Origin of the sequence: Burkholderia sp. Bp8998 (genome assembly GCF_003854235.1) — a bacterium.
GTDB lineage: Bacteria > Pseudomonadota > Gammaproteobacteria > Burkholderiales > Burkholderiaceae > Burkholderia.
In genome coordinates, this window is the sequence record NZ_QTQF01000003.1 from 124,126 (window position 1) to 144,593 (window position 20,468).

The 20,468-nt window shown below is 68.6% G+C and carries 21 protein-coding genes and 1 pseudogene; 13 read left to right on the forward strand and 9 right to left on the reverse strand.

The features are described from left to right. Nucleotides 1-168 precede the first annotated feature (168 nt). Together DIE06_RS05590 and DIE06_RS05595 are read left to right on the forward strand one after the other, a co-directional pair. The gene (locus tag DIE06_RS05590) at nucleotides 169-1,239 is read left to right on the forward strand and encodes an MBL fold metallo-hydrolase (protein ID WP_124660520.1); all 1,071 of its coding nucleotides are present in this window, start codon (nucleotides 169-171) and stop codon (nucleotides 1,237-1,239) included. Nucleotides 1,240-1,364: 125 nt separating this feature from the next. Then, on the forward strand, nucleotides 1,365-2,024 hold the full coding sequence (locus DIE06_RS05595) for a glutathione S-transferase family protein (RefSeq protein WP_124660521.1): 660 nt from the start codon (nucleotides 1,365-1,367) through the stop codon (nucleotides 2,022-2,024). Between the two features lie 136 nt (nucleotides 2,025-2,160). On the opposite strand, the gene DIE06_RS05600 is transcribed toward DIE06_RS05595, so the two are convergent. Then, nucleotides 2,161-2,856 (reverse strand): phosphatase PAP2 family protein, encoded by a 696-nt coding sequence (locus DIE06_RS05600; protein ID WP_124660522.1) that lies wholly within the window; start codon nucleotides 2,854-2,856, stop codon nucleotides 2,161-2,163. 430 nt (nucleotides 2,857-3,286) lie between these two features. Next, nucleotides 3,287-4,519, reverse strand: a complete 1,233-nt coding sequence (locus DIE06_RS05605) for an MFS transporter (RefSeq protein WP_124660523.1) — start codon at nucleotides 4,517-4,519, stop codon at nucleotides 3,287-3,289. Between the two features lie 100 nt (nucleotides 4,520-4,619). Here DIE06_RS05605 and DIE06_RS05610 point away from each other — a divergent pair, with 100 nt between their 5' ends. Continuing rightward, nucleotides 4,620-5,603, forward strand: coding sequence for a LysR family transcriptional regulator (locus DIE06_RS05610; RefSeq protein WP_124660524.1), 984 nt, complete (start codon nucleotides 4,620-4,622; stop codon nucleotides 5,601-5,603). Nucleotides 5,604-5,621: 18 nt separating this feature from the next. On the opposite strand, the gene DIE06_RS05615 is transcribed toward DIE06_RS05610, so the two are convergent. After that, nucleotides 5,622-6,260 carry a 2-hydroxychromene-2-carboxylate isomerase gene (locus DIE06_RS05615; protein WP_124660525.1) on the reverse strand — a complete coding sequence of 213 codons (639 nt, stop codon included), beginning with the start codon at nucleotides 6,258-6,260 and terminating at the stop codon, nucleotides 5,622-5,624. 135 nt (nucleotides 6,261-6,395) lie between these two features. After that, on the reverse strand, nucleotides 6,396-7,217 hold the full coding sequence (locus DIE06_RS05620) for an IclR family transcriptional regulator (RefSeq protein ID WP_124660526.1): 822 nt from the start codon (nucleotides 7,215-7,217) through the stop codon (nucleotides 6,396-6,398). Between the two features lie 172 nt (nucleotides 7,218-7,389). Here DIE06_RS05620 and DIE06_RS05625 point away from each other — a divergent pair, with 172 nt between their 5' ends. The 4 genes from DIE06_RS05625 to DIE06_RS05640 all read left to right on the forward strand — a co-directional run bounded on the left by DIE06_RS05625 (nucleotide 7,390) and on the right by DIE06_RS05640 (nucleotide 12,185). Beyond that, nucleotides 7,390-8,376 (forward strand): hydroxymethylglutaryl-CoA lyase, encoded by a 987-nt coding sequence (locus DIE06_RS05625; RefSeq protein ID WP_124660527.1) that lies wholly within the window; start codon nucleotides 7,390-7,392, stop codon nucleotides 8,374-8,376. After that, nucleotides 8,373-9,668, forward strand: a complete 1,296-nt coding sequence (locus DIE06_RS05630) for a CaiB/BaiF CoA-transferase family protein (RefSeq protein WP_124660528.1) — start codon at nucleotides 8,373-8,375, stop codon at nucleotides 9,666-9,668. The genes DIE06_RS05625 and DIE06_RS05630 overlap by 4 nt, the downstream gene beginning before the upstream one ends. Nucleotides 9,669-9,751: 83 nt before the next feature. Continuing rightward, nucleotides 9,752-11,059 carry an MFS transporter gene (locus tag DIE06_RS05635; RefSeq protein WP_124660529.1) on the forward strand — a complete coding sequence of 436 codons (1,308 nt, stop codon included), beginning with the start codon at nucleotides 9,752-9,754 and terminating at the stop codon, nucleotides 11,057-11,059. Between the two features lies 1 nt (nucleotide 11,060). Beyond that, nucleotides 11,061-12,185, forward strand: a complete 1,125-nt coding sequence (locus DIE06_RS05640; RefSeq protein WP_124660530.1) for an amidohydrolase — start codon at nucleotides 11,061-11,063, stop codon at nucleotides 12,183-12,185. Nucleotides 12,186-12,519: 334 nt separating this feature from the next. On the opposite strand, the gene DIE06_RS05645 is transcribed toward DIE06_RS05640, so the two are convergent. The 3 genes from DIE06_RS05645 to DIE06_RS05655 form a co-directional block, all read right to left on the reverse strand. Then, the gene (locus DIE06_RS05645; protein WP_124660531.1) at nucleotides 12,520-12,996 is read right to left on the reverse strand and encodes an SRPBCC family protein; all 477 of its coding nucleotides are present in this window, start codon (nucleotides 12,994-12,996) and stop codon (nucleotides 12,520-12,522) included. A 120-nt stretch (nucleotides 12,997-13,116) separates the two neighbouring features. Continuing rightward, nucleotides 13,117-13,602 carry an SRPBCC family protein gene (locus DIE06_RS05650; RefSeq protein ID WP_124660532.1) on the reverse strand — a complete coding sequence of 162 codons (486 nt, stop codon included), beginning with the start codon at nucleotides 13,600-13,602 and terminating at the stop codon, nucleotides 13,117-13,119. Then, nucleotides 13,565-13,942: a helix-turn-helix transcriptional regulator gene (locus DIE06_RS05655; RefSeq protein WP_124660655.1), complete on the reverse strand. Its 378-nt coding sequence runs from the start codon at nucleotides 13,940-13,942 to the stop codon at nucleotides 13,565-13,567. Before DIE06_RS05655 ends, DIE06_RS05650 begins: the two co-directional genes overlap by 38 nt. A gap of 79 nt (nucleotides 13,943-14,021) precedes the next feature. Here DIE06_RS05655 and DIE06_RS38900 point away from each other — a divergent pair. Continuing rightward, nucleotides 14,022-14,139, forward strand: a pseudogene (locus tag DIE06_RS38900) (GNAT family N-acetyltransferase); the annotation flags it as partial. Nucleotides 14,140-14,236: 97 nt separating this feature from the next. Beyond that, on the forward strand, nucleotides 14,237-14,815 hold the full coding sequence (locus DIE06_RS05665) for a hypothetical protein (protein ID WP_124660533.1): 579 nt from the start codon (nucleotides 14,237-14,239) through the stop codon (nucleotides 14,813-14,815). Between the two features lie 31 nt (nucleotides 14,816-14,846). On the opposite strand, the gene DIE06_RS05670 is transcribed toward DIE06_RS05665, so the two are convergent. Next, on the reverse strand, nucleotides 14,847-15,431 hold the full coding sequence (locus DIE06_RS05670; protein ID WP_124660534.1) for a TetR/AcrR family transcriptional regulator: 585 nt from the start codon (nucleotides 15,429-15,431) through the stop codon (nucleotides 14,847-14,849). Nucleotides 15,432-15,771: 340 nt separating this feature from the next. On the opposite strand from DIE06_RS05670, the gene DIE06_RS05675 reads away from it, so the two are divergent. Then, nucleotides 15,772-16,476 carry an SDR family oxidoreductase gene (locus DIE06_RS05675; RefSeq protein WP_124660535.1) on the forward strand — a complete coding sequence of 235 codons (705 nt, stop codon included), beginning with the start codon at nucleotides 15,772-15,774 and terminating at the stop codon, nucleotides 16,474-16,476. Between the two features lie 58 nt (nucleotides 16,477-16,534). Here DIE06_RS05675 and fabV read toward each other — a convergent pair whose 3' ends face one another. Continuing rightward, nucleotides 16,535-17,737 (reverse strand): enoyl-ACP reductase FabV, encoded by a 1,203-nt coding sequence (gene fabV / locus DIE06_RS05680; RefSeq protein ID WP_124660536.1) that lies wholly within the window; start codon nucleotides 17,735-17,737, stop codon nucleotides 16,535-16,537. 204 nt (nucleotides 17,738-17,941) lie between these two features. On the opposite strand from fabV, the gene DIE06_RS05685 reads away from it, so the two are divergent. The 3 genes from DIE06_RS05685 to DIE06_RS05695 all read left to right on the forward strand — a co-directional run bounded on the left by DIE06_RS05685 (nucleotide 17,942) and on the right by DIE06_RS05695 (nucleotide 20,350). Then, a complete protein-coding gene (locus DIE06_RS05685; protein WP_006760784.1) occupies nucleotides 17,942-18,475 on the forward strand; it encodes a GbsR/MarR family transcriptional regulator in 534 nt (177 codons plus the stop codon). Between the two features lie 142 nt (nucleotides 18,476-18,617). Continuing rightward, on the forward strand, nucleotides 18,618-19,883 hold the full coding sequence (locus tag DIE06_RS05690; protein WP_124660537.1) for an SDR family oxidoreductase: 1,266 nt from the start codon (nucleotides 18,618-18,620) through the stop codon (nucleotides 19,881-19,883). Then, nucleotides 19,880-20,350: a DUF2269 domain-containing protein gene (locus tag DIE06_RS05695; protein WP_124660538.1), complete on the forward strand. Its 471-nt coding sequence runs from the start codon at nucleotides 19,880-19,882 to the stop codon at nucleotides 20,348-20,350. The genes DIE06_RS05690 and DIE06_RS05695 overlap by 4 nt, the downstream gene beginning before the upstream one ends. Nucleotides 20,351-20,468 lie beyond the last annotated feature (118 nt).

Below are 20,468 nucleotides of genomic sequence, written 5' to 3' on the forward strand. Positions count from 1 at the left end.
CCGGGCGCGGCATGACGCCCCGCCGCATGCAACGATGCCGGGCGACGCGCGTGTTTTGCACTACGCTGTATGAACGTGCGCCCCGCGCGCCGGCGATACACGCGGTGCGGATTGCACGACCCGCACCCTCCGACAACTGAAACGCCCAGCCGACGGAGCGACTTCGCCATGATCTTCCGGCAACTTTTCGACCCGCAATCGTCGACCTACACGTATCTGCTCGCCGACCGCGGATCGCACGAAGCGCTGCTGATCGACCCGGTATTCGAGCAGGTGCGCCGCGATGCGGCGCTGCTCGACGAACTCGGGCTGCGGCTCGTCGCGACCATCGATACGCACGTGCACGCCGATCACGTGACGGGCGCGTGGCTGCTGAAGCAGCGCACCGGCAACACGATCGCGATTTCGGCCGCGAGCGGCGCGCAGGGCGCCGATCGCTACCTGAACGACGGCGATCGCTGCGCATTCGGCCCGCGCTACCTGACCGTGCGCGCGACGCCGGGCCATACGAACGGTTGCATCAGCCTCGTGCTCGACGACGAATCGATGGCGTTCACCGGCGACTGCCTGCTGATTCGCGGCACCGGCCGCACCGACTTCCAGCAGGGCGACCCGCGCGCGTTGTATCGCGCGGTGCACGGTCGGCTCTTCACGCTACCGGCCGCATGCCTGCTGTATCCCGCGCACGACTATCGCGGGCTGACGGTGACGAGCGTCGGCGAGGAACGGCGCTTCAATCCGCGTCTCGGCGGCGATCTCAGCGAAGACGATTTCGCGGGCTACATGCACAATCTCGGGCTCGCGCATCCGCGCCAGATCGACGTCGCGGTGCCCGCGAACCTGCAGTGCGGCGTCGCCGCGAACGCGCCCGACGTGCAGGCGGCGCCCGACTGGGCGCCGCTGGTCTATACGTTCGCCGGTTTCTGGGAAATCGATCCGCAGTGGCTCGAGGATCACCTGCCGGCGGTGCAGGTGGTCGACGTGCGCGAGCCGGACGAATTCACCGGCCCGCTCGGCCACCTGCCCGGCGCGACGCCGATTCCGCTCGGCGAACTGGCCGCGCGCACCGGCGAGCTCGCGCGTGACCGGCCGATCGTGACCGTGTGCCGCGCGGGCGGCCGCTCCGCGCAGGCGACGGTGATCCTGCTGAAGGCCGGTTTCGATGCCGTCGCGAACCTGGGCGGCGGGATGCTGCGCTGGCGGGGCGAAGGCCGCGTCGTGATGGACGGCCGGGCGTAGCCGCGCGTTCGCGCGCAACAAGAAATTATCGGACGGATGTCGAATCGGCCCGGTGCCGTTCGTCGTCAAGGTATCCGATCACGTGGCGCCGCATGACGCGGCGCCGAAACCCGAGAGACCCCGCGATGACGCCGACGCTCTACGCCCATCCCTTTTCGTCCTACTGCCAGAAGGTGCTGACCGCGCTGTACGAGAACGGCACGCCGTTCGACTATCGCGTGCTCGCGCACGACGATCCGAAGCCGATGCAGGAACTGGCCGCGCTGTGGCCGATGAAGCGCTTCCCGGTGCTCGTCGACGCGGGCCGCACGGTGATCGAGGCGACGATCATCGTCGAGTACCTCGACCTCTATCACCCGGGCCCCGTGCGGCTGGTGCCCGACGACCGGCGCGCGGCGCTGGAAGTGCGGATGATGGATCGTTTCTTCGACAACTATGTCTCGACGCCGCAGCAGAAGGTCGTGTTCGATGCGCTGCGGCCGGCGCACGAGCGCGATGCGCGCGGCGTCGCCGATGCGCGCGCGATGCTCGAAACGTCATACGCGTGGCTGGACCAGAAGATGGCCGATCGCGAATGGGCGGCCGGCGACCGCTTCAGCCTCGCCGACTGCGGCGCGGCGCCGTTCCTGTTCTACGCGGACTGGACGCACCGGATCGATCCGTCGTTCGCGAACGTGCTCGCGTATCGCACGCGGCTGCTTGCGCGGCCGTCGTTCGCGCGTGCGGTTGACGAAGCGCGGCCGTATCGTTCGTTCTTCCCGCTCGGTGCGCCCGACCGCGACTGACGTGCGCGGCCGCGGTCGCCGCGGCGGCGACGACCTGGACGGCGGCCCGCGCAGCGCGCGATGCCGCCGCGCAGGGCCGGCAGCGCGTGCCTGGACGTCGTGATGACAGCAGCGGATGCATCGCGGCGCCGTCCCGTTACATCGTCGTATGCTTGACCGACTGCGCGAGCGTCAGCAGTTCGTCGAACTGCGTGATCAGCTCGAAGCACAGCAGGAACGCGAGCGTATAGGCCGGCGCGGGAAAGCGCCGGATCGCCTCCAGCACCTGCGGCGCGAAGCGCGATCGAATCGCATCGCGCGTCAGCAGCCAGGCGATCGCGATGCCGATCGCGGCACCGGCGATCAGGTCGGTCGGGTAGTGATAGCCGAGATACGCGCGCGGCACGCAGATGAACACGACCGCATACAGCAGCGCGAGCACGCCCGCGCGGCGCGCGATGATGAAGATGCCCGTCGCGATCGCCATCCACAGCATCGCGTGATCGCTCGGAAACGAACTCCAGGCCTGCAGCGTGGCCGCACGCAGTTCCTCGGACGGGAAGTGCAGGTGCAGGTCGGGGTTGTAGATCGGCCGCACGCGGAACGGCAGGACTTTCGCGAGCAACCGGCCGAACGCGAGCGCGACGAGTCCGCTCGCGACCGTCGCGACGACCAGCTCGCGTTGCCGTTCGCGCTGCGGTCCCGGCTGGAACCACAGCCAGCACAGCACGGGGATGAGGACGAAGCCCTTGAACGTATAGAGGCCGGCGATCACGCGGATCGCGTGGTTCATTAGCGGTCCGAACGTGATGTGGGTGAGGAAGATCTGGATCGTGGTATCGAAATTGTTCATGTTCTGCGACCCCCGGCGGACACGCAGTACATGACATGCGGCCGGCGAGAATCAGGTAGCGCGCTCGCACCGGAGCGCAATGGGGGGCAAGTATGTCACCGGTAATTTCGAAGAAAATGGGAAAAAATACCGGGAATCCCCTTAGAAGACGCGATTTTCCGATGGGGCCGGATTGGAGAAGGCCGTGCGGTGCGGTCGTGTGCAATCCTCTGACGGTTGCGTATGGACCCTTCCGCTTCCGCGAAAAATAATTGGTTGAACCGGGCAATTCGGCGGGCCGTCGCGGATTTTGCATCGAATGACCGAATGCGCGCCGCGTCTCGTACGGATCTGTCGCGCTGCGCCGGACTGCGCGGCACCGAACGAAAACAAAAAGAAAAGGCGTGCAGGCCCGGTGAGCCTGCACGCCTCGTATGCGCGTTGCCGAAAATTACCGGCGCCACATGCGCACGGCCAGCGCCGCCAGCGACGTCGTCACCGCCAGCACGATCACCGCATTCCAGCCCAGTTGCGCGAGCAACGCACTGCCGAGCGCGGCACCGGCCGCCATCCCGATGAACATGCCGACGAACAGCACCGCGTTGAGCCGGCTGCGCGACGCGGGATCGATCCGGTAGACGATCGCCTGGTGCGCGATCAGCGTGGCCTGCACGCCGAGATCGAAGCCGATCGTCGCGGCGGCGAGCAGCGCGAGCTGCGCATGCGGCGTCAGCAGCGGTGCGGCGGCCATCGCGGCGAACGACACCATCGCGATCCCGATGCCGATGCGCGTGACACGCTCGGGACCGTGGTGATCGGCCATGCGTCCGGCGATGGGCGCGGCCAGTGCGCCGGCGGCACCCGCGAGGCCGAATGCGCCGGCGGCCGCGCTGCCGAGGTGGAACGGCGCGCCGTGCAGCATCACCGCGAGCGTCGACCAGAACGCGCTGAACCCGACGGCCAGCAGCCCTTGCGCGAGTGCGGCGCGGCGCAGCGCGGGATGACGGCGCCACAGTTCGCCGAGCGACCCGATCAGCGCGCGGTACGACAGCTGCGTGGTCGGCTCGAAGCGCGGCAGCCCGCGTGCGGCCACGACGCCGATCGCGGCGACGCTGGCAGCCGCGAGCGCGAACATCGCGCGCCAGCCGGCCGTTTCCGCCACGAAGCCGGCGACGACGCGCGACAGCAGGATGCCGAGCAGCAGCCCCGTCATTACCGTGCCGACGATGCGGCCGCGATGCGTGTCGTGCGCGAGCGTCGCGGCGGCGGGGACGACGTCCTGCGCCATGGTTGCGGTCAGGCCGATCGCGAAGCTCGCGGCCAGCAGCAGCCCGAGCGACGGCGCGATTGCAGCGAGCAGCAGCGCGACCACCAGCGCGGCGGCTTTCGTCACGATCACGCGGCGCCGGTCGAAGCGGTCGCCGAGCGGCGCGAGCAGCAGGATGCCCAGCGCATAGCCGAGCTGCGTGAGCGTCGGCACGAAGCCGATCGCGCGCGCCGACGCGCCGAGATCGGGCCCCAGCGCGGCGAGCATCGGCTGCGCATAGTAGAGCGGCGCGACGCCGAGGCCGGCCGCCGCGGCGAGCAGCAGCACGAGCCGGCGATCGGGCATCGAGGAGGCGGCCGCATGGGCCGGCGCTTGGGCCGCGCGGGGCGCGGCGTCGAGACGGGTCGGGGTGGACATCGCGTAGATCCTTGTTCGGGTATTGGATGGACGCGAGTTTGCCGACCGGCGGCCGACCGTGGTAGTGCCGCCCGGCGCAGATTTGTTATACGCTTGGCGAATGACCGACAAAATCTCCGTTTCGCCCGCTGCTGGCGGGTCTCCACGCGTTCAGACGGTGCCTGTCGACGGTGCCGGCTATCGTTTCGAGTTGATGGAAACCTTCGTACGCATAGTCGAGGCCGGCAGCCTGTCGGCCGCCGCCGCGCAGCTGCACACGACGCAGCCGACCATCAGCCGGCGGCTGCAGACGCTCGAACGCTCGCTCGGAATGAGGCTGCTGCAGCGGACGACGCATGCGATGCGGCTGACCGTCGACGGCGAGCGCTGCTTCACGCGCGCGAAGGAGTTGCTGGCGAATTGGGCGGCGTTCGAGGCCGACCTGCGCGGCGCGCAGGAGGAGCCCGACGGCCTGTTGCGCGTCGCGGTGCCGCACGCGTTCGGGCAGGAGCGCTTCGTCGCGCCGCTTGCGCGGTTCCTGCGCGACTATCCGCGCGTATCGGTGGAATGGTTGCTGCAGGACGAAGTCCGCGATTTCGTCGGCAGCGGAATCGACTGCGCGATCCAGGTCGGCGAGCCGACCGATCCGTCCGTCGTCGCGATCCGGCTGAGCAAGGTGCCGCGCTTCGTGGTGGCTGCGCCGTCCGTGCTGAACGGCGCCGACGTGCCGGCCGATCCCGACGCGCTCGCCGCGTTGCCGTGGCTTGCGCTGCGCACGTACTACCGGACCGAGCTGACGCTGACGCACGCCGTCACGGGCGACACGCGGCGCATCGCGATGCGTCCGCGCATCACGACGGCGAATCTCTACGCGCTGCGCAGCGCGGCGCTGCTCGGTGTCGGCGCGTGCGTCGGTTCGTCGTGGATGCTGGCGGACCATCTCGCGCGCGGCGAACTCGTGCATCTCGCACCCGACTGGCAGGCCGCGCCGTTGCCGGTCTACCTGACCTACCCGCACGCGCAGTTCTACCCGTCGCGGCTCGTGCGCTTCGTCGCGATGATGCGCGAGGCCGTGCCGCCGCTCGTCGAAGGGCGCGACACGTAGGCGCCGTCGCGCGCGCCGTCAGCCGCGCCGGATGCCTTCGGGCAGTGCGCTGATGCGGCGCACTTCGGGCGAGTCGAGCCACGCGCGGGACGTCGCGCAGTCGACGAACATGTCGGTCGCATCGTCGCCCCAGAACAGGTCGCCGTCGAGTTCGAAGGTCGGCACGCCGAACACGCCGTGCGCGATCGCCTGATCGGTGTTCGCGCGCAGTGCGTCCTTGACCGGCTGTGCTTCGACGGCCGTCACGCCTTCGGGAAAGCCGACCGCCTCGCACAGCGCGGCGAAGCCCTCTGGCGTCGATACGTCCTGGCCGTCGCGCCAGATGTGCCGGAAGATCCGCCGGATCGCGTCGGGCGTGTTGCCCATCGCGATCGCGAGACGCAGCGGCCGGATCGGGTTGAACGGGTGCGCGGGCGGCATCCGGAAGGCAATGCCCAGCTTGTCTGCGCGGTATTGCGCGTGGCGATAGGTGAAGATGCGCTTTGCCGCGATCTCGGCCGGCGCTTTCTGGCCCCAGTGGGTGAGCAGCGCGCCGAGCACGATCGGCTTCGGCTCGTAGGCGGCGGCGGGCGGCAATCCGTCGAACCGTTCCTGCTGCAGGTACGCGAACGGCGAAACGAAATCGAAATACCAGGTGGCGGTGCGCGGGGCGTTCATCGTGGGGCTCCCTTGTGCATGTCCGGACGGCAGTGGCATGTGCCGCGCCGGCGGGCGGCGCGCTGCATGCGTCGACGGCCAGTGTCGCATGCGGCCGCCTTTTGCGCTGTTGCAGCGCCGGATGCGCGTGGCCGGCTAGGGCTGCGCGGTGTCGTCCGGCGCCGCCGCGAAGCGCGCGAGGCTGTCGCGCACGGCCTGCGCGTCGTAGCGCGCGCCTGCGCCGCCGAGCGCGACGGTCGCCTTCTGCGCGAGCGGCAACAACATCGCGAGCGCCGCGGCCATGGCCGGCGCGGCGGCAAGCCGCGATATCGGGCCCGACACCGTCAGCGCGCCGACGCAGTCGCCGGCCGCGCCGAACACCGGCACGGACGCCGACGCCGTCTCCGGGTCGCGCTCGCCGTACGACGCGGCCCATAACTGTTCGCGCACGTCGTCCCACCGCGCATCGTGCGGGTCGGTGAACGCGAGCAGCACTTTCCCGGACGCCCCCTGGCGAACCGGAAACTCCTCGCCGACCCGGATCGACACACGCACCGTGCGCGCGGGTTCGACGCGGTAGAGCACCGAGCGCATGTCGCCATGGCGCACATAGAACGATGCGGTTTCGCCGAGTTCGCGGCTCAGCGTCTCGAGCAACGGCTCGACGACCGGGCCGACCCGGAACGAGCGCTGATACAGCGCGGCGAGCCGCAACGGCTCGTGTCCGACTGCGTACTGGCCGTCGTCGAGCTTGCGCATGAAGCCGCCGTGCTCGAGCGCGGCGAGCAGGCGCAGGATCGTGCTCTTGTACAGCCCGGTGCGGCGCGACAGTTCCGCGAGCGACAGCCGGTCGTCGGTTTGCCCGAAAGCATGGAGGATCGCGAACGCGCGATCGAGGACGGCAACGCCGCTGGAGGCTTCGGCCGACGAATCGGGCGCTTCGTCGGTGTGATCTGCGGGAGTCGAGGTCGGGGGCACGGCTTGCGGTTCCTTGGTGACGGTCGATCGACTATATCGTTCTGTCTGATAGAACGCAAGTTCCAAAAAATCGCAACTTCACGGGTATACCCCGCTTACAGCCCAGTCAGCACGCCTCTAAAGTTCCGTCAAACAGAACGATGTTCTTTCAGATAGAACTTTGAGGTGTCGAATGAGCGTTTCCGAATATCCGAAGGTGCTGGTCAGCGAGGTCGGTCCGCGCGACGGCCTGCAGAGCATCAAGGCCGTCATGCAGACGGCCGACAAGTTGCGCTGGATCACCGCGCTTGCCGCGGCCGGCCTGCGCGAGATCGAGGTCGGGTCGTTCGTGCCCGCGCGGCTGTTGCCGCAGATGGCCGACGTGCAGGCCGTCGTCGCGCATGCGCTGGCGATTCCCGGGCTGCACGTCGCCGCGCTCGCGCCGAACCTGCGTGGCGCCGAAAGCGCGTTCGAGGCGGGCGTCCACAAGCTGACGCTGCCGGTATCGGTGACCGAAGCGCATTCGCTGGCGAACATCCGCAAGACGCCGGCGCAGATGATCGACGAGGTGCGCGCGGTCGTCGCGCTGCGCGATGCGCGGTTTCCGGCGGTGCAGATCGAGGCGGGCGTGTCGGTCGCGTTCGGCTGCACGATCGCCGGCGCGGTTTCCGACGACGAGACGATCGCGATGGCGGTCGCGATGGCCGAATGCGGGGTCGACGAGATCGGTCTGTCCGATACGAGCGGTTACGCGAATCCGGCGCAGGTGCGCCGGCTGTTCTTGCGCCTGCGGCGTGAAGTCGGCGACAAGGCCGGCGGCGCGCACTTCCACAACACGCGCGGGCAGGGGCTCGCCAACGTCGACGCGGCGCTCGACGCCGGCGTGACGACGTTCGACGCGAGCCAGGGCGGCCTCGGCGGCTGCCCGTACGCGCCGGGCGCGACCGGCAACATCGTCACCGAGGACCTCGTGTTCCTGCTGGAGTCGATGGGGTACGACACGGGCGTCGACGCCGACGCGCTGCTCGCCGCGCGCGCGATCCTGCACGCGGCGCTGCCGGCCGAGGCGCTGTACGGCCACGTGCCGGAAGCGGGGCTGCCGAAGGGTTTTCGTTATGCGGACGGCCGCGTGCCGGTCGCGCCCCAGCCGGAAGGCTGCCTGACGGGAGTCGCGCAATGAACGATCGCCCACCGGCTTCGGCGCTGCCGTACGACGGCGTGCGCGTGATCGAGATGACGCACATGGTCATGGGCCCGACCTGCGGGATGCTGCTCGCGGACCTCGGTGCGGAAGTCATCAAGATCGAACCGATCGCGGGCGACAGCACGCGTGCGCTGCGCGGTTCCGGCGCGGGCTTCTTCGGGATGTTCAACCGCAACAAGAAGAGCCTCGCGGTCGACGTGAAGGATCCGCGCGGGCTCGAGATCGTGCGGCGGCTCGTCGCGACGGCGGACGTCTTCAGCGAGAACTTCAAGAGCGGCACGATGGACCGGCTCGGCCTCGGTTATCCGGCGCTGTCCTCGCTGAATCCGCGTCTGGTGTACGTATCGCACAAGGGCTTCCTGCCGGGGCCGTACGAACATCGCACCGCGCTCGACGAAGTGGTGCAGATGATGGGCGGCCTCGCATACATGACGGGCCCCGAAGGCCGGCCGTTGCGTGCGGGCTCGAGCGTGAACGACATTATGGGCGGGATGTTCGGCGCGATCGGCGCGATGGCCGCGCTCGCGCAGCGCGAACGCACCGGCCGTGGCCAGCAGGTGCAGAGTTCGCTGTTCGAGAACAACGTGTTCCTCGTCGCGCAGCACATGATGCAGTTCGCGGTGACGGGGCAGGCCGCGTCGCCGATGCCGAGCCGCATTTCCGCATGGGCGGTCTATGACGTGTTTTCGGTGAAGGACGGCGAGCAGATCTTTCTCGCGGTCGTGTCGGACACGCAATGGGCGCTGTTTTGCGACGCCTTCGGCCTGGACGCGCTGAAGGACGATGCGCGCCTTGCAACCAACAACTTGCGCGTGCAGGCCCGCGAGTGGCTGCTGCCGGAACTGCGCGCGCGGCTCGCCGCGCATTCGGCGGCGGAGATCGGCGCGACGTTCGAATCGATCGGCTTGCCGTATGCGCCGATCACGAAGCCGCAGGACCTGTTCGACGATCCGCACCTGCTCGCGACCGGGGGCCTCGAAGCCGTGACGCTGCCTGCCGACGCGAGCAGCGCCGGCCGGCCGGTCGACACGCGCACCGCGCTGCTGCCGCTGACGCTCGCGGGCGAGCGCCTGCGGCTGCGCTCGGCGCCGCCAGCGCTTGGTCAGGATACCTGCGCGTTGCTCGGCGAGCTGGGTTATACGCCGCACGAGGCTCGGGCGCTGATTGAAGCCGGCGTTGTCGCGGGCCGGCACGGACATGGCGCGGATGGCCAACCGCCGGGCGTATCGGCCGACACGCCTTCGCCGAACGAAGTGGCAAGCGCGTAGCGCCGCCGCGATCCATCGAACGAACAAGGCATCCCGGCCGCGCGATCGCGCGGGCGCGGATCGCCGCATCCACGGAGACAACCATGACATCCGCTACCCCGGCGCTGGCCGCCGATCGCGAGACCGACGCGTCGATCGAGCAACGGGCCGTGCGCAAGGCCGCATGGCGCTTCATTCCGCTGCTCGCGCTCGCATACTTCTTCAACTATCTCGACCGCACGAGCGTCGGGTTCGCGGCGCTGACGATGAATCGCGATCTCGGCCTGACCGCGACGCAGTTCGGCTGGGGCGCCGGGATCATGTTCGCGGGCTATTGCGTGTTCGAAGTGCCGAGCAATCTCGCGCTGTACCGCTTCGGTGCGCGGCGCTGGCTCGCGCGCATCATGATCACGTGGGGGCTGATGGCGGCGGCGACCGCGCTCGCGACGGGGCCGACCAGTTTCTATGCGATCCGGCTGCTGCTCGGCATCGGCGAGGCCGGCTTCTTCCCCGGCGTGATCTTCTTCCTCGCGGTGTGGTTCCCGGCGAGTTACCGCACGCGCGTGCTCGCCTGGTTCACGGTGTCCACACCGCTGTCGTCGCTGATCGGCGGTCCGCTGTCGACCTGGCTGCTGCAGCTCGACGGCACGCTCGGCCTGGCAGGCTGGAAGTGGATGTTCATCGTCGAAGGGCTGCCCGCGTGCGCGCTCGGCTTTTTCGTGCTGAAGCTCCTGTCCGACTCGCCGGCCACGGCTGCGTGGCTGTCGGACGACGAGCGTACCGCGCTGCAGCGCGCGTTCGAGCGCGAAGGGGCCGCCGCCGGCCGCAAGAAGCGCTTCGGCGTCGCGCTGCGCGACGTGCGCGTGTATCTGCTCGCGCTGATCTCGTTCGGCTTCACGATGGGTTCGTACGGCATCGGCATCTGGCTGCCGCAGATGCTGAAGGCGCACGGGATGTCGACGATGCAGACCGGCTGGTTGTCCGCGGTGCCTTACTTCTTCGCGACGATCGCGCTGCTGTGGTGGGCGAAGCGGGTGGACCGGCGCGGCGGACCGGTCGCGAACCTCGCGATCGGGCTGGCCATTGGCGCGGTGGCGCTCGGCGTGTCGACCCATTTCCTGACGCTCGGGCCGGCGCTCGTCGGCATCACGCTCGCGCTGATCGGCACGATTGCCGGACGCACGATCTTCTACACGCTGCCCTCGCGCTTCCTGTCCGGCCAGGCAGCGGCCGGCGGGCTGGCGCTGATCAATTCGATCGGCGCGCTCGGCGGATTCGCGGGCCCTTATCTCGTCGGCTACCTGAAGGACAGCTTCGGCACCTTCACGGCCGGGATGCTCGGCCTCGCGATCGTCCTGGCGATCACGACGCTGCTCACGCTGTCGCTGTACGCGTTCGACCGGAGCGAATGACATGACCTTTTCGATCAAACGACGCCGGCTGCTCGGCGCGGCCGCCGCATCGCTCGCGCTCCCTGCATTGGCCGATACGCGCACGCCGGCTGAAAACGGAGCCCCCCGCATGACGACGCAAGGCAACTATCTCGCAGTGCGAAGCGACTGGCTCGCATCCGCGCTCGAACCCGCACTCGATCCGGATCTGCCGATCGTCGACGCGCATCACCACTTCTACGAGCGGCCGGGCTGGATCTACATGCTCGACGACTATCTGCAGGATGCGCGGTCCGGCCACAACGTCCAGGCATCCGTCTACATGCAGGCGCTGACGCGCTATCGCGATGCGGGCCCGGCCGAACTGAAGCCGGTCGGCGAGACGGGCTACGTCGCCGGCGTGACGGAGCCGCTGCAACGCAGCGGCCCGGCCGTCGCGAAAGGCATCGTCGGGCATGCGGACCTGCGGCTCGGCGCCCGCGTGCGCGACGTGCTCGAAGCGCATCTCGACGCGGGGCGCGGACGCTTTCGCGGCGTTCGGCACCTGAGCACATGGGATGCCGATCCGTCGCTCGCCAACCCGTTGTCGGCGGTGCCGCGCGGGCTGCTGCTCGATCCCGCGTACCGGGCCGGCGTCGCGCAGCTCGCGCCGCTCGGACTGTCATACGACGCGTGGCTGTTCTTTCCTCAATTGCCCGAGTTGTTCGATCTCGCGAAGGCGAACCCCGATACGCGAATCGTCGTCAATCACTGCGGCGGCGTCGTGCGGATCGCGAGCTATGCGGACAAGCGGCCGGAAGTCTTCCAGCGCTGGTCGGCGTCGATGCGCGAACTCGCGCAGCTGCCGAACGTGTTCGTGAAGGTCGGCGGCCTCGGCATGCGGATCAACGGGTTCGATTTCGAGAAGGGCGAGCGGCCGCCGTCGTCCGAACAGCTCGCCAACGCGTGGAAGCCGTGGATGCATGCGTGCATCGAGGCGTTCGGCGCCGAGCGCTGCATGTTCGAGAGCAATTTCCCGGTCGACAAGGGCTCGTATTCGTACGTGAACGGCTGGAACGCGTTCAAGCGGCTGACCGCGCACGCGAGCCCGAACGAGCGCGATGCGCTGTTCCGCGGGACCGTCTCGCGCGTGTACCGGCTCGGCTGACGCGTATCGCGCGCGTCGCATCGCGCCGGGGCTTCGCGCCAGGCCCCAGGGCCTGTTCACGCTAATAACGGGCTTGCGCTGGCCCCCAGAAGGGCCGAGCGCAAGGAATGCGACGAAGCGAATACTCGACGTATTCGCGAGGAGCATGACGCGGCGATCGGCCCTTCTGGGGGCCAGCCCCACGAATGAATTTTCCAAAACAGGGGAACGTGCCTTTCCGCCCGCATTGCGGCGTCGTTCGTCGTTGCAATAGCTACGGCTATTGCGCCTCCTCTCTCCTTGCCCTGCGGGCGGAAAGGCACGTTCGCAAGCCCGTTATTAGCGTGAACAGGCCCTAGCCCGTCTCGACCAGCGCCGCGAGCCGGGCCAGCGCCATCCGCCAGCCGGTCTCGTTGTCGGCGGCCGGCACGCCGGGCGGCACACCGTCGTGCACCGCATCGACGCGCGTGCCGCCAGCTTCGTCGGATAGCGTGATCGTGATCGTCATTGCGCCGCGCAGCATCGGATCGTCGGTTTCGAACACGTCGATCTCGACGATCCGCTCGTCGGGCACGAGCGTCACGAAGCGGCCGTGATAGGTGTCGGTGCGCGCGGTGGTCTTGCCGGTGCCGTCCGACGGTTCGTTGTAGCTCAGCGACACGCGCAGCGCGCCGCCTTCGCGCGCGTCGTAGGCGTAAACGCGGCACGTCATGCCGTCGGGCACCTTCCATTGTTCGACGGCGTGCGGATCGAGCAGCGCGCGGTAGACGCGCCCGCGCGGCGCGTTCAGGTGCCGGCTGACCCGGGTCGAATGCGTGTGCAGTTGCAGCATGTGGCCTCCCGCGGAGCGCGCGCGACGGTGCACGCCGGATGCCGGCGTGTCGTCACGCTTCCTTCAGGAATCCTAGGCGCGTGCGCGGCGGCATGCAACGGCCCGCGCACGCGTCCGGTTTCAGCGCAATGCGGCCGCGAATTCGTCGAGCTGCGTGATGCAGGTGTTCCAGCCCTCGAAGAACCCGAGCGCCTCGTGGCGCTCGCGCGTCGCCACGTCGGGATGCATCACGCGCGCCTCGTAGCGGCAGCCGGCGGCGTCATCCGCCATCGTGATGATGGCCGTGAAGCCCAGCCACGGCACCTGCGGCCGCCAGCCGCCCGCGAGCATCGACGTAAACGCGATTCGCGCTTCCGGCACGATGTCGAGGAAACAGCCGGGGTTGTCGCTCGTGCCGCCGTCGGGGCCGCGCATGAACGTGTGGAAGGCGCCGCCCGGGCGCAGGTCGAACGCGCGCACTTCGGTGGTCCACGGTTTCGGGCACCACCATTCCTTCAGCAGTTCGGGATCGGTCCAGGCGCGCCAGAGCGCCTGGCGCGGCGCACGCAGCGTGCGCGTGATGACGAGGTCATGGGCTTCGACGGGGGCGACGTGGCTGGCTGACATGTGCTTGCTCCTCCTGGTGACGGCGTTCGACGAATTCCACGAGGCGATCGGCGCGGGCTTCCCACAGCACGCGCTGCGCGGCGAGCCAGTGCTCGGCTTCCGCCAGCCGGCTGCCGACCAGCTCGCAGGTGCGCGAGCGGCCGGTTTTCCGGGTCGTGACGAGGCCGCTGCGCTCGAGCACCGCCACATGTTTCATGAACGACGGCAGCGCCATGTCGAACGGCGCGGCCAGTTCCGAGACGGTCCGCCCGCCATTGCCGAGCGCGCCGACGATCGCGCAGCGCGTCGGATCCGAGAGGGCGTGGAATACGTCGCTGATACCGGGTTTAAAGTTAGCCATGTGGCTAAGTATAGGCGATGCAACGCGAATTTTCATCGCTCAGGCGATGGGGCGGTAACACGCGCCGGACGGGCTGGGCGCGGCCGGCCGAATCGTCGGCACCGTGCAGGTCTTGACCGCGCAGCCGGAGAACCAGCCGCATCGAGCGGACATTGCAAAGATGCTTGTGTCGCGTCGTGCGCGTCGCCGTGGTCCCGAAGCCGGGTGGGAAAGAAAAGCCGGCCGTCGGCAGCGCGGCTCCGATATATTCGTGCTGGAACACGCCACCACACCGCCACCGGAATCGCCGCCCCGATGAAACGCTCCCATGTCGCCTTTGCCCTCACGGGCCTGCTCGTCGCGCTGCCGATCGCCGCCTACGCGCTCGTCAAGCCGCTGCGCGTCGTCGCGCCCGTGCTGCTCCCCGGCGTGTCCTGCCCGAGCGCGGACCTCTGCACGGACGATGCCGCGAAGTTCGGCGCGGCGCAGCAGCTCTATCGCGACGGCTCTGCGCGCGCGGCGGCGGCAGTGGGCCCGTTTCGCGACGCGCCGCGCGTCGTGTTCTGCTCGACGCGCGAGTGTGCCGACAGGTTCGGTCTCGGCGAACGCGCGGCACTGACGCTCGGGGATTTCGGCGTGGTCATCGCGCCGCGCGGCTGGCAGACGTACTTTCTCGCACACGAGCTGATCCACCACCGTCAGGCTGAAGTGCTCGGCAACCTCGCGGTCGCGACCAAGCCGCGCTGGCTGATCGAGGGAATGGCGTATGCGCTCAGCGACGATCCGCGTCATCCGCTGAAGGAGCCGTTCGAGTCGTGGCGCACGCAATTCGCAGCGTGGCATGCCGCGCTCGGCCAGCAGCCGCTGTGGGACGCCGCAAGGGCCGTGGAATAGCGGTCGCGCGCGACGGGCGCCCGCCGTGCCGCTATGCCGGCATGGCCGGATCGTCGGGCTGCCCGGCGAGCGTGCGCCGCCCCGTGTCGAGAATCTCGTCGGCCAGCGCCGGATCGGTGCCGGCGAGCGCGCGCGACAGCACGAGCGCGCCGACCATCTGGCTGAAGGCCGCGATCGCGTCGCGGCGCGTGTCGGCCGCGGCCGAGCCTTCCGCGGCCACCATCCGTTCCAGCCGGTCGAGATACGCGGCGACGCCGTGCGCGTAGCAGGCGCGCGCCGCATCAGTCAGCCGAGGTGCATCGCCCGCGAAGCCGGACAGCGGGCAGCCGGCCTCGACGTTGTCGCGATGCGCGGTCGACAGGTACGACGTCACCTGTTGCGCGACGCTGCCGGCGTTCGGCGAATCCGCGCGGTCCTGCATGGCCTTTTCCATCACCGCGGCGACCAGCGCATCCTTCGATTTGAAGTGGTTGTAGAAGCCGCCCTGCGTGAAGCCGGCTTCCTTCATCAGCTCCGTCAACCCCACCGCGTCGACGCCGCGCACCCGGAACAGCCGCTCGGCGGCCGCGACGATCGCGTTGCGGTTTTCGGCGGCCTGCTGTCTCGAGACGCCCATCGATCCCTCCCTCATTCCTGCAATTGCGTCGATTGAAAAACACAATGGTGATCACCATTGACGTGCCGGAATCGCGCTGACACAATGCATCGCAAAGACAATGGTGATCGACATTGACATCAAGTGTAGCCGACTTCGCGAACGAAGCGAAGCGACCGGCGCGGCACGGATGGACGTCGGTCCGGGTCTTGGGTGCGGAGGGGCGTGGGCGGCGGGACAGCCAGCGCTCCGGCACCGGTGGTGCAACGGTTCGGTACGCGATGGCAGCGTGGTTTTTCACCGGATCCCGAGCGCGCGGCGAACCGGCGCGAACGGGGTCGACTATCCGAAAGGAACGATCATGAAGATCGAAGGTGCAGTCGTTTTCGTCACGGGCGCGAACCGCGGGCTTGGCCTCGAGTTCGCGAAGCAGGCGCTCGAACGCGGGGCGCGGAAGGTCTATGCGGGCGCGCGCGATCCGGCCAGCGTGACGCTGCCGGGCGTGGTGCCCGTGAAGCTCGACGTGACCGATCCGGCGGCGGTCGCCGCGGCCGCCGACGCCGCGCGCGACGTCACGCTGCTGATCAACAACGCGGGCATCGCGCGGCTCGGCAGCCTGACCGACGACGGCGCGGTCGACGCATTGCGCGATCACCTCGAAACCAACGTGTTCGGAATGCTGGCGACGTCGCGCGCGTTCGCGGGAACGCTCGCCGGCCACGGCGGCGGCGCGATCCTGAACGTGCTGTCGGTCGCAAGCTGGGTGAACCGGCCGATCCTGTCGGGCTACGGCGTGTCGAAGTCGGCCGCGTGGGCGCTGACCAACGGGCTGCGGCATTCGCTGCGCGAGCAGCGCACGCAGGTGGTCGGGCTGCACGCCGGCTTCATCGATACGGACCTGACGCGCGGCCTCGACGTGCCGAAGGCGACGCCGGCCGACGTCGTGCGCCAGGCGTACGACGCGATCGAATCCGGGGCGGAGGAGGTGTCCACCGACGACTTCACGCGGCAGGTGAAGGCCACGCTGTCGGCCGGCGTGTATCTGGACGAGGCGACGCCGCTCTGACGTCGCCCGTGGAAGACGGCCCGCCGCCCGCGCATGCGCGCGGCGGGCCCGGCCATCGTCAGACCGTGGTGTCGATGATGCCCGGGATCTTCACGTCCGGGTTCACGTCCGCGTCGTAGTCGACGCCGGCGATCTCGAAGCCGAACAGGCGCAGGAACTCGGTCTTGTAACCCGTGAAGTCGGTCATCTCGTACAGGTTCTCGTTCGTGACCTTGTCCCACATCGCGACGACCTTGTCCTGCACTTGCGGATCGAGTTCCTTGTAGTCCGCGCGCAGACGGCCTTCTTCGTCGATATGCGGCGTCGCGCCGTACAGGCTGTCCTTCAGGAGCCCGTACACCTGCTCGATGCAGCCTTCGTGCGTGCCCTGTTCCTTCATCACCTTGAACAGCAGCGACAGGTAGAGCGGCATCATCGGGATCGCCGAGCTCGCCTGCGTGACGACGGCCTTCAGCACCGACACGCGGGCGTCGCCGCCGTGCGCGGCCAGCTTGTCGCGAATCGACAGCACCTTCTTGTCGAGATCCTTCTTCGCCTCGCCGATCGAGCCGTTCCAGTAGATGTCGTGCGTGATCTGCTCGCCGAGATACGTGAACGCGGTCGTCTTCGCGCCGTCGGCCAGCACGCCGGCTTCGTCGAGCGCGTCGATCCACATCTGCCAGTCCTCGCCGCCCATCACGGCGACGGTGCCGTCGATCTCTTCCTGCGTCGCCGGCTCGAGCGAGACTTCGCGGATCACTTCCTTGTCGGTGTCGAGGCCGCGGAACGTGACCGACTTGCCGACCGGCTTCAGCGTCGAGCTGATCGTTTCGCCGGTTTTCGGATGCGTGCGGCGCGGTGCCGCGAGGCTGTAGACGACCAGGTCGACCTTGCCGAGATCCTGCTTGATGGTGTCGATCGTGATCTGCTTGACCTTGTCGGAGAATGCGTCGCCGTTGATGCTGCGCGCATAGTGCCCCTTTTCCGCGGCGAACTTCTCGAACGCGGCGCTGTTGTACCAGCCGGCGGTGCCCGGCTTCGTTTCGCTGCCGGCGCGCTCGAAGAACACGCCCAGCGTGTCCGCGCCCGAGCCGAATGCGGCCGAGATCCGGGCGGCGAGGCCGTAGCCGGTCGATGCGCCGATCACGAGCACCTTCTTCGGGCCGTTGGCGATCGGGCCGTGCGAAGTCACGTAGTCGATCTGTTCCTTGACGTTGGCTTCGCAGCCGACCGGATGAGTCGTCACGCAGATGAAGCCACGCACGCGCGGTTTGATGATCATGAAAACCTCTAGTCAGAAAGGCAGGGACGGCCTGAAATCGGAAAAATCCCGCGCATTGTAATGGAAGCGGGCGGGCACGGCGGGAAAGGCGGACCGCAACAGCGGTCGCATTGGCTCAGGGTCGAACTACGGCAGCTGCGCTTCGCGTCGCTGCCGGTTATTTCTCTCTTGACAGAAATAACTGAAAAAACTAAATTTCCCGACATGGAACTCACACCGATTGCCGAACGATTCATTCTCCACTGGGGCGAAATGGGCTCGCGGTGGGGCGTCAACCGCACCGTCTCGCAGATTCACGCGCTGCTGTACCTGGCCGGGCGGCCGGTCGCGGCCGACGAGATCGCCGAGACGCTCAACGTCGCGCGCTCCAACGTCAGCACGAGCCTGAAGGAGCTGCAGGCGTGGCGGCTCGCGAAGGTCGTGCACGTGCTGGGCGATCGGCGCGACCACTTCGAGACGTCGACCGACATCTGGGAACTGTTCAAGCTGATCGTCGAAGGGCGGCGGCAGCGCGAGATCGAACCGACGCTCACGGTGCTGCGCGATTGCCTGACGAGCCCCGAGATCGCCGACGAGAGCCGCGAGACCGAGCAGCGCATCCGCGACACGCTGCAGTTCGTCGAGACGCTCACGACCTGGTCGGACGAGATGCTGCGGCTCAAGCCCGACACGCTGATGAAGGCGCTCGGGATCGGCGCGAAGATCAGCCAGACGGTCAGGCGCAAGTCGTCGAAGTAAGCGGCACCGGACATGCGGGCTCGCAGCCCGTTTTTTTTGAAATCGTTATTTCTGTCTTTACAGAAATAACTGTAAATAGAGGGCGAAAAATGAACGAGGCCATGCTGTCGATCCGCCGGCATGCCGCACCGCGGAGTGCGACATGAACGTCCTCGTCTGCGGCGCGAACGGCTTCATCGGACGGGCGCTGGGCGCGCGGCTCGAAGCCGGCGGCCATCGCGTGCTGCGCGGCGTGCGTCGTGCGGTCGGCCCGCACGACGTCGCGATCGACTTCGCGACGGATACCGATCCCGACGCATGGCTCGCCCGGCTGGACGGCGTCGACGTGGTGATCAATGCGGTCGGGATCCTCGCCGACCGGCGCGAGGCGACGTTCGACACCGTGCATCGTGCGGCGCCCTGCGCGCTCTTCACCGCGTGCTGCCGTGCCGGCGTGCGGCGCGTGATCCAGATCTCGGCGTTGGGCGTCGAGCGTGGCGATACGCCGTATTTCGCCAGCAAGTACGCAGCCGACACCTTCCTGCAGACGCTGCCGCTCGATTACCGGATCGTGCGTCCGGCGCTCGTCTACGGAACCGCCGGCACGTCCGCACGGTTTTTCCGGATGCTCGCGAGCCTGCCCGTGCACGCATTGCCGGCGGGCGGCCATCAACGGCTGCGCCCCGTGCACGTCGACGATCTCGCCGACCTCGTCGCGCGGCTCGTCGATGCGCCGGCGGCCGGCAACCCGGTCATCGACGCGGTTGGCGGCGACGAAGTCGAGTACCGCGAGATGCTGAGCGTTTATCGCGCCGCGCTGGGCTTCGCGCCGGCGGCGCGCATTGCGCTGCCGGGCCCGCTGGTCGGCGCGGCGGCCGCGCTGCTCGGCGCGATGCCGGGCGCGATGCTGACCCGCGACACGTGGACGATGCTGCGCGGCGGCAACACCGGCGATCCCGCGGCGCTCGCGGCCGTGCTCGGCCGGCCGCCGCGCGGGCTGCGACGTTTCATCGGCGCGGACGTGGACACGGACACGGTCGCGCTGCGCCGCGACGCGCTCGCGATGTGGCACCGGCCGCTGTTGCTCGGCGCGCTTGCGATCGTCTGGATCTGGACGGCCATCGTGAGTGCTTTCGTCCACCCGCTGGGCGACAGCCTGGCGATGCTTGCCCGCGCGCATTTGACCGGGCTGCCCGCGCTGATCGCGCTCTACGCGGCCTGCGCGCTGGACTTCGCGTTCGGCGTGGCGACCGTCGCCGCGCCGTCCCGCCGGCTGTGGGCCGCGCAAGGCGTGCTGATCGTCGCGTATTCGGCCGTCATCGCGGTCACGATGCCCGGCCTGCTCGCCGAGCCGTTCGGCCCCGTGCTGAAGAACGTGCCGATTCTCGCGATCCTGTTGATCCTGTTTTCAGAAGAAGAACGCGCATGAACACCTATCTCGTGATCAAGACGCTGCATATCCTGTCCTCGGTGCTGATGGTCGGCACCGGATTCGGCACCGCGTTCTACCTGTTCTTCGCGAACCGCACGCGCTCGGTGCCGGCGATCGCTGCCGTGTCGCGCCTCGTCGTGCGCGCGGACTGGTGGTTCACGACGCCGGCCGTGCTGTTCCAGCCCGCGTCCGGGCTGTGGCTCGCGCACACGGCCGGCTGGCCGTGGGATACGCCGTGGCTCGTCGCATCGATTGTGCTGTATGCGGTCGCGGGCGCGTGCTGGCTGCCGGTCGTGTGGCTGCAGATCGAGCTGGCCACGATCGCGAAGCTCGCGCATGCGAACGGCGATGCCGCGTTGCCGGCGCGCTACTGGCGCTATGCGAAGCGCTGGGAGCTGCTCGGCTATCCGGCGTTCTTCGCGATGCTGACCGTCTATTTCCTGATGGTGCTCAAGCCGATGTAAGCGAAGCAGCGGGGCCGGAAACGCCGGAATCGCCCGAAGCCCTGTCGATTCCCGCGGGCTCGTGTATAACTTCGACGAGAGCGCGTTCGGGCCGTGTCGCGCGTCCCGATCGCTTCGC